Here is a 7,650-nt window from a genome sequence, read left to right on the forward strand (position 1 = left end):
CCACCGCGGCGCCGACACCGCTGGCCACCAGATCCGAGATCACCTCGAGCGCATCCAGCGCGCAGAGCACCTGTGGCGCGATCCCCCGGTCGGCCAGGTAGCGCGCCGCGATCTGCCCGCCCCAGCTGTCGGGGTCGTAGGCGATCTGGGGCAGGGTGGCGAAGGCCTCCGCGGCGTTTCGCGCGGGGTGGCCCTCGGGCGTCAGCAGGCAGAGGGGCTCGCTCCGCAGCGGGTGCTGCTGCAGCCCGAAGGGCGTGGCGAAGGGGGGCGCGACGATCAGTGCGGCATTCAGCTCCCCACTGCGCAGGGCCTCGTAGAGCGACGCGGACGCGCCGGGGGTGATCTGCATCTCGAGCCGGGGTGCGCGGATGCGCAGCCGCATCAGCATCCCCGGCACAGCGGCCGTCAGCAGGGTCGAGATCGCCCCCAGCCGGAACACCCCCTGTGCCTCTGCCGGATCGGCGCTGCGCCGCAGCTCCTGCGCCTGGGCGACGAGGCGGCGCATGGCGGGCAGCAGGTCGCGACAGGCCGCCGAAGGGGCCGAGGCATTGGCGCGCCGTTCCAGCAGCGGGCGGCCCAGCTCTCGTTCCAGCACCTGGATGCGCTGGCTGACCGCCGCCGGGGTCAGCGCCTGCACCTGCGCCGCCGCAACGATCGAGCCATGGTCGACCACTGCCAGAAGGCTTTCCACGAACCGCGTATCCAAAAGAGTTTCTTTCGCTCAGGGGAAAAGAATTTCGTTTTTCCTTTCTCTGCCGATTGGCTACCCCAAGGCAAGACCCAACCCGGAGATCCCAATGCAATCCGTCTTCCACCTTGCCCTTCATGTCACCGACCTTGACGAAACCCGCCGCTTCTACGGCGATGTGCTGGGCTGCGCCGAGGGGCGCTCGACCGAGACCTGGGTCGATTTCGACTTCTTCGGCCATCAGCTCTCGCTGCACCTGGGCAAGCCCTTCGAGACCACGCGCACCGGCAAGGTCGGCGATCACATGGTGATGATGCCCCACATGGGGGCCGTGCTGGGGCTGGACGACTGGAAGGCCCTCGCGGCGCGGCTGGAAGAGAAGGGCGTGTCCTTCGACATCCCGCCGGTGATCCGCTTCGAGGGCCAGCCGGGCGAGCAGCGCACGATGTTCTTCTTCGATCCCTCGGGCAACCCGATCGAGATCAAGGGCTTCGCCGACACCTCCGGCATCTTCGCGAGCTAGGCCATGGGCGCGCCGATCACCCGCGACACCTCAGGTGTCTTCATCATCGCCGCCACGCCCTTCGCGGAGGACGGCAGCCTGGATCTGGTCAGCCTCGACCGGCTGGTGGATTTCTACGTCTCCCATGGCGTGACCGGGATCACCATCCTGGGCATGATGGGCGAGGCCGACAAGCTGAGCGCCGAAGAGCGGCGCCTGGTCATCGACCGGGTGCTGGCGCGCACCGACCTGCCGGTGGTGGTGGGCGTCTCGGACGCAGGGCTCGACAGCCTCGCCGCCCTTGGGCGCCACGCGATGGAGCGCGGCGCGGCGGGGGTCATGGTGGCGCCCACCCGGGGCCCCGCGCGCGAGGACCGCGTGGAGGGCTACTTCCACGCCGTGGCGCAGCGCCTTGGCGCGGATGTGCCGCTGGTCTACCAGGATTTCCCCCTGTCGACCGGTGTGGCCGTGGCGCCGGCGCTGATCCGGCGGCTGTCGCAGGACCTGCCGCAGATGGTGATGCTGAAGCATGAGGACTGGCCGGGGCTGACCAAGATCTCGGCCCTGCGCGATCACGAGGCCACGCCGGGTGTTGCCCGCCTGTCGATCCTCTGCGGCAACGGCGGCCTCTACCTGCCGCAGGAACTGGCGCGGGGTGCCGACGGGGCGATGACCGGCTTTGCCTACCCCGAAGCGCTGGTGCAGACCGTGGCGCTTTACCGGGCCGGGCAGGTCGAGGCCGCCGAGGATCTCTTTGACCGCTACCTGCCGATTCTGCGCCATGAACAGCAACCGGGCTGGGGCCTGGCGCTGCGCAAGCATGTGCTGATGAAACGCGGCGCGATGGCCTGTGCCGCCACCCGCGCGCCGGGGCCGAAGCTGACTGCACGTGACATCGCAGAACTGGAACGACTGATGCGCCGGACCGAGATCCGGCTGAAGGAGATGTGAGATGGACCTGGGACTGAAGGACCGCCGCGCCCTGGTGCTGGCCTCGTCGCGTGGCCTCGGGCTGGGCATTGCCGAAGCTCTGGCCGCCGAGGGCGCGCGCGTCATGCTGACCGGCCGCGACGAGACCGCGCTCGAGGCCGCCGCCGCCGGGATCAACGCCCGTGGAGCCGGGCAGGCGGAATGGGTGAAGGTCGACCTGTCTGCAAGGGATTTCGCCGCCTCCCTCGCAGCGCATGTGCAGGAGCATTTCGGCGGCGTCGATATCCTGGTCAACAACACCGGCGGGCCGAAGCCCGGCCAGGCGCGCGACATCGACCCGGGTGAGCTGATGACCCAGGCGCAGGCCATGGTCGCCTCGGTGATCGAGCTGACGGGGCGCTTGTTGCCGGGCATGTGCGCGCAGGGCTGGGGCAGGGTGCTGACCGTTGCCTCGTCCGGCATCGAGCAACCGATCCCCAACCTGTCACTGTCCAACACCCTGCGCGGCGCGCTGGCGGGCTGGAACAAGTCGCTGGCGAGCGAGGTCGCCTCCGAAGGCGTGACCTGCAACATGCTGCTGCCGGGGCGGATCCATACCGCGCGGGTCGATCAGCTGGACGCCGCCGCCGCCGAGCGGCAGGGCAGGCCGATGGAAGAGCTGCGCGCCGCCTCGCGGGCGTCGATCCCCGCCGGGCGCTACGGCACGGTCGAAGAGTTCGGCGCCGTCGCCGCCTTCCTGTGCAGCGCGCAGGCCAGCTACGTTACCGGCACCATGATGCGGTGCGACGGTGGCATGATCCGCTCGGTCTGAGGCCGGCGCGTGCCGTCCGGCGGGATGGCGCCGGACGGGGGCCACCTTCGGCCCTTGCTGCCACCTGCGCCGCCGCCTAACGTGCCGCGGCGTAAGGAGGAGCATTCCCATGACAGACACATTTTCCGGTTTCGACACGCTTGCGGTCCACGCGGGCGCCCGACCCGATCCGGCCACCGGCGCACGCCAGATCCCGATCTACCAGACCACGTCCTACGTTTTCCGCGACGCAGAGCACGCGGCGCGTCTCTTCAACCTCGAAGAGGTCGGCTATATCTACTCGCGGCTGACCAACCCCACCGTCGCGGCCCTGGCCGAGCGGGTCACGGCGCTGGAAGGCGGCGCGGGCGGCATCGGCTGTTCCTCGGGTCATGCGGCGCAGATCATGGCGCTGTTTCCCCTGATGGGGCCGGGCTGCAACGTCGTCGCCTCGTCCCGGCTCTACGGCGGCACGATCACCCAGTTCAGCCAGACCATCCGGCGCTTCGGCTGGTCGGCCAGCTTCGTCGACACCGATGACCTCGACGCGGTGAAGGCCGCCATCGACGAGAACACCCGCGCCCTGTTCTGCGAGACCATCGCCAATCCGGGCGGCTATGTCAGCGACCTGGACGCCCTGGCGAAGATCGCGGACGAGGCGGGCATTCCGCTGATCGTCGACAACACCACCGCCACGCCCTTCCTCTGCCGTCCCATCGACCACGGGGCGACGCTGGTGGTGCACTCGGCGACGAAGTACCTGACCGGCAATGGCACCGTGACCGGCGGCATCGTCGTCGATTCGGGCAAGTTCGACTGGTCGGCCTCGGACAAGTTCCCCTCGCTGTCGCAGCCCGAACCGGCCTACCACGGGCTGACCTTCCATGCGGCGCTCGGCCCGATGGCCTTTACCTTCCACTCGATCGCCGTCGGCCTGCGCGACCTGGGCATGACGATGAACCCGCAGGGCGCCCATTACACCCTGATGGGCATCGAGACCCTCGGCCTGCGGATGGAGCGCCATGTCGCCAATGCCCGCGCCGTGGCCGAGTGGCTGGAAAAGGACCCCCGCATCGAGGCGGTAACCTATGCCGGGCTGCCCTCTTCCCCCTGGCATGAGCGCGCGCAGCGGATCGTGCCGAAGGGGGCAGGGGCGCTGTTCACCGTCTCGCTCAAGGGCGGCTATGAGGCCTGCGTCAAGCTGGTGGACAGCCTGAAGCTGTTCAGCCACGTCGCCAACCTTGGTGATACGCGCAGCCTGATCATCCATCCGGCCTCGACCACGCACCGCCAGCTCGAGGAAGAGCAGCAGGTCAAGGCCGGGGCGGCGCCCAACGTGGTGCGGATCTCGATCGGCATCGAGAGCGTCGATGACATCATCGCCGATCTTGACCAGGGTCTGGCCGCCGCGACGGCCTGACCCCGCGCGGGCATCCGATGGATGCCGGGCCGCAAACGAAAGACGCCCCGCAGGACCTGCGGGGCGTCTGTGTTTTCAATGGGCGGGCGCCTGCGCCGGGGTATGCCGCCGGTCAGGGCGCCCGGTGGTAGGTCGCCTTGCGCATCCGGCGCGGGACGTAGCCGATCTTGTCGAGGGCGCGTTTGAAGGCGCTGCGGTCGATGCGGTGATCCGGCGTCTTGCAGTCGTCGAGGCGGCGCACCAACTGCTCGCTCTGCTCCAGCAGCTCGTAGTCGATGCAGTCTTCCGGGGCGATGGCCAGATCCTCCATCCACTCGCGGCGGGGCACCATGTCATGGGCAAACTTCTTGCCGCAGGTGCCGACGCAGGACTGGCAGGCGTCCAGCGGCGTGTCGCCGTTGATCATCGCCAGGATATCATCGCGCAGGCTGTCGCGGGGCGTCAGGGCGACGCCTTCCTCGCCCTCCATGCCGACCAGCTCGGGGAAGCGCGCGCTTTGCGGGCAACGGAACAGCCGGCCCCGATGCACCGCGTGGCAGCCCCAGACATTGGCGATCTTGCAGGCAGAGAACACCCGTTCCACCAGCGCGGGATCCTGGATCCGGCGGCTCGAGAAGGTGCGGCGGAACTCGGGGAAGGCATTGCGCGTGTAGGTCACCCCATGTGCCTCGCAGCGGGCGCGGATCCCGGCAAGGAAGTCGTCGGTCAGGTTGGCGCCGGGGTACTGCGAGATCTCAAGCTCGTCGATCAGGCCCCAGATCCGTTCGTCCATGCGCCCGAGCAGCATGCCGTTGGTCACCAGCACGTAGCGATCGGCGATGCCGGTGCCGCGCACGCCCTCGATGATCTCGGCAAGCTTCGGGTTCAGCAGCGGCTCGCCGCCCATGAACTTGACGTGCCGGGGGCGCATCACCTCGGCCAGCACGGCGACCGCACGGACGGTTTCCTCGACCTCGGCATTGCGCTTCCTGAGGACCGGAGAGGCGTGGTTGCACTGCCGGCAGGCGATGTTGCAATGGTCGGCCACCAGCACGTCGATGCCATCCAGCGGGATGATCTTTCCCTCGACGACATGGGCCTTGGTGCGAAGGGGCGGGCGTCGGCGGAAAAAGTTCATGCTGGCTCTCCTCTAGCGGGCCGAGATGGCGGAACGGGGCGCCGACAGCGGCGCTGCGCGAAAGTGTAGCACGGAAAAGGCCGGCGCGCCGTAGCGCAGCAACTCTGCCTCGTCCTGCGAGCGGACGGTCTTGCCGGGGCGGGCTTCGATCCACAGCCGCGAGGGCATCCGGTCGAAGGCCAGGCGGCCGCTAAACACCAGCCTGTGCTGCCCCTTGCGGCCGAGGATGTCGCGCACCCGCAGGCGCTGACCATGGCCAAGGTCCGAGTTCAGCTCGAAGTCGTAGCGGCGGTTCAGCCCGGCGAGGGGCAGCGCCAGCTCGATGCGGAAGACCGAGAGCGCGGCGCGCGGGCAGGGCAGCTCGACCTCTGCCGTGAAGCGGGCGTCGCGGGGCATGGAGCTGGGCAGGCGGCGGATCGACCCGCGCAGGACCGGTGGAATGGCGGTGCCCGAGGCCCGCGAGGCGCGGTTCAGGCGCAGCAGGTGCAGCTGCTTGGCGATGCCGCGCGCGGTCCGGCTGAGCGGGGTCCAGTCGCTGCGGGGCTTGGCCTGCAGCAGGATCGCCGCACGGGTCACCGGCCCGCTGCGCGCCGCCTGACGCTGCAGTTCTGCCAGGAAGGGCAGGTCGTGCCCCAAGCTGCGGGCCAGGAACGAGAAGGCGATCAGCGCCTGGTGGTTCAGCCCGCGCTGGTCGAGAAGCGCCAGCAGGCGCCCTGCGTCGATCCGCGTCCCGGCCAGCAGCACGGCGCAGTCGACAAGCCAGTCGCTGTGCGCATGGGCATCCAGCGCGCTGCTGTCCAGCGTCATTGCCAGCCAGTGTTCGGGGCCGGGCAGGTGCACGGGAACGCCGAAGAAGTCGTGCCGGGTCGCGGTCTCCCAGATCCCGGCCTCGAGGCGGGGATCGGGCCGGGCAGCGCCGAAGCCCTGCATGTGCAGGTCGATATCGCCGAAATGGCCGAAGAACAGGTTGACCGAGCGCAGGTCGTCCAGCCGCGCGCGCAGGCAGGTCGCGCTTTCACCGGTCGAGGCCACCCAGCCGGTGCCGGTCAGGATGCCGAGGGCCTCGGCGCCGCGGTTGCGCGGCACGAGGATGTCGATGTCATGGCTGACCCGGGCCTTCTGCGCCTCGGGGTCACGCGCGATGCGGGCGGCGCCTTTGACCAGCATCAGGGGGATGCCCTGCGCGGTGATCGCGGTGAAGGCCGGCAGGGCCTCGCGGATGGCCATGCGCGACTTGGTCCAGAGCATCCTCTGCAGGCCCTGCAGGCGGGGATATTCGGGCAGATCGGCGAGGGCGCGCCCGAAACGGGCGGCAACCGCCAGTTGCAGGCGGTTCTCGCTGAAGCTGGCGTCGTCGATATTGCAGCGCGCAAACCAGTCGCGGGCGGCGGCCAGGGCGCGCTCGGGGTCGGCGCCGGCGGCGGCGATCAGCAGGGTTTCCAGATCGCCCGAGGGCCAGGCCCAGGAGGGAGAGGGGAAGCGGCGGCTCGGCGGTCTCATTCGGCACCTCCGGCGCGGTTGCGGCGCAGCGCGGCATGGGCGACCCTGAGGAAGGCGCGCCGGCGCTCATCGTCCATCGCATGGGTCAGGCTGCCGGGGATGATGCGCCGCAGCGCCAGCACCTCGGGCAGGCTCTCGATCCGCAGCCCGGCGACCCGCGCCCGGGCGAACCAGTCGATCATGTCGCCGCAATGGCCCGGCGGGCTGACCACCGGCCCGACCCGCGCGAAGGCCGAACGGTGGCAGACCATGGTCGAGCGGGTCGGACCGTCGCGCTGCGCGCCGCTGCCGTCGTCGGCCGTGCCGTGGTGGAACTGGCGCATCCGTCCCGACAGGATCAGGTCGTCGCCTCCCGCGTCCAGCAGGGGCAACTGGTGCGCCATCTTGCCGGGCAGCCAGATGTCATCCGCATCGAGGAAGGCCAGCACCCCCTGCGTTGCCGCGGCGACGGCCGTATTGGTCGCCACCGCCGGTCCGGCGTTGTCCTGCCGGATCAGCGTCACCGCCGCTCCGAAGCGCTGCGCAATCGCCGGTGTGTCGTCGTTCGAGCCGTCATCGACAACGATCAGCTCGGCCGGAGGCAGGCTTTGCCCGAGGATGGACGAGATCGCCTCGGCGAGGGTCGCGGCGGCGTTGTAGGCCGGGATGATGGCGCTGTAGGCGGTCATCAGTAGAACTCCGCAATGGCGACATTCTCGCAGTC

General features: G+C 69.7%; 8 protein-coding genes. 4 read left to right on the forward strand and 4 right to left on the reverse strand.

The features are described from left to right. The coding region (locus tag OS124_RS0118365) for a LysR substrate-binding domain-containing protein (protein WP_010141346.1) at positions 1-706 on the reverse strand (706 nt) is incomplete at its 3' end. 91 nt (positions 707-797) lie between these two features. On the opposite strand from OS124_RS0118365, the gene OS124_RS0118370 reads away from it, so the two are divergent. The 4 genes from OS124_RS0118370 (at position 798) to OS124_RS0118385 (ending at position 4,330) form a co-directional block, all read left to right on the forward strand. Then, positions 798-1,211: a VOC family protein gene (locus OS124_RS0118370; RefSeq protein WP_010141347.1), complete on the forward strand. Its 414-nt coding sequence runs from the start codon at positions 798-800 to the stop codon at positions 1,209-1,211. 3 nt (positions 1,212-1,214) lie between these two features. Next, complete coding sequence (locus tag OS124_RS0118375; protein ID WP_010141348.1) at positions 1,215-2,141, forward strand: dihydrodipicolinate synthase family protein; 927 nt, start codon at positions 1,215-1,217, stop codon at positions 2,139-2,141. Between the two features lies 1 nt (position 2,142). Then, positions 2,143-2,931: an SDR family oxidoreductase gene (locus OS124_RS0118380; RefSeq protein WP_010141349.1), complete on the forward strand. Its 789-nt coding sequence runs from the start codon at positions 2,143-2,145 to the stop codon at positions 2,929-2,931. 109 nt (positions 2,932-3,040) lie between these two features. Continuing rightward, positions 3,041-4,330 (forward strand): O-acetylhomoserine aminocarboxypropyltransferase/cysteine synthase family protein, encoded by a 1,290-nt coding sequence (locus OS124_RS0118385; protein ID WP_010141350.1) that lies wholly within the window; start codon positions 3,041-3,043, stop codon positions 4,328-4,330. 112 nt (positions 4,331-4,442) lie between these two features. Here OS124_RS0118385 and OS124_RS0118390 read toward each other — a convergent pair whose 3' ends face one another. From OS124_RS0118390 to OS124_RS0118400, 3 genes are all read right to left on the reverse strand, one after another. Continuing rightward, positions 4,443-5,447, reverse strand: coding sequence for a radical SAM protein (locus OS124_RS0118390; protein WP_010141351.1), 1,005 nt, complete (start codon positions 5,445-5,447; stop codon positions 4,443-4,445). A 12-nt stretch (positions 5,448-5,459) separates the two neighbouring features. Beyond that, a complete protein-coding gene (locus tag OS124_RS0118395; RefSeq protein ID WP_010141352.1) occupies positions 5,460-6,947 on the reverse strand; it encodes a nucleotidyltransferase family protein in 1,488 nt (495 codons plus the stop codon). Then, positions 6,944-7,650, reverse strand: a 707-nt coding sequence (locus tag OS124_RS0118400; RefSeq protein ID WP_237708137.1) for a glycosyltransferase family 2 protein, incomplete at its 5' end; no start/stop codon positions are given. The genes OS124_RS0118395 and OS124_RS0118400, both read right to left, overlap by 4 nt.

Origin of the sequence: Oceanicola sp. S124 (assembly GCF_000220565.1) — a bacterium.
GTDB lineage: Bacteria > Pseudomonadota > Alphaproteobacteria > Rhodobacterales > Rhodobacteraceae > Pseudooceanicola.

Excerpts from the sequence above, each read along its gene's own strand:
- OS124_RS0118370 (WP_010141347.1), top strand. The coding sequence starts at position 798 with ATGCAATCCGTCTTCCACCTTGCCCTTCATGTCACCGACCTTGACGAA.
- OS124_RS0118375 (WP_010141348.1), top strand. The coding sequence starts at position 1,215 with ATGGGCGCGCCGATCACCCGCGACACCTCAGGTGTCTTCATCATCGCC.
- OS124_RS0118380 (WP_010141349.1), top strand. The coding sequence starts at position 2,143 with ATGGACCTGGGACTGAAGGACCGCCGCGCCCTGGTGCTGGCCTCGTCG.
- OS124_RS0118385 (WP_010141350.1), top strand. The coding sequence starts at position 3,041 with ATGACAGACACATTTTCCGGTTTCGACACGCTTGCGGTCCACGCGGGC.
- OS124_RS0118390 (WP_010141351.1), bottom strand. The coding sequence starts at position 5,447 with ATGAACTTTTTCCGCCGACGCCCGCCCCTTCGCACCAAGGCCCATGTC.
- OS124_RS0118395 (WP_010141352.1), bottom strand. The coding sequence starts at position 6,947 with ATGAGACCGCCGAGCCGCCGCTTCCCCTCTCCCTCCTGGGCCTGGCCC.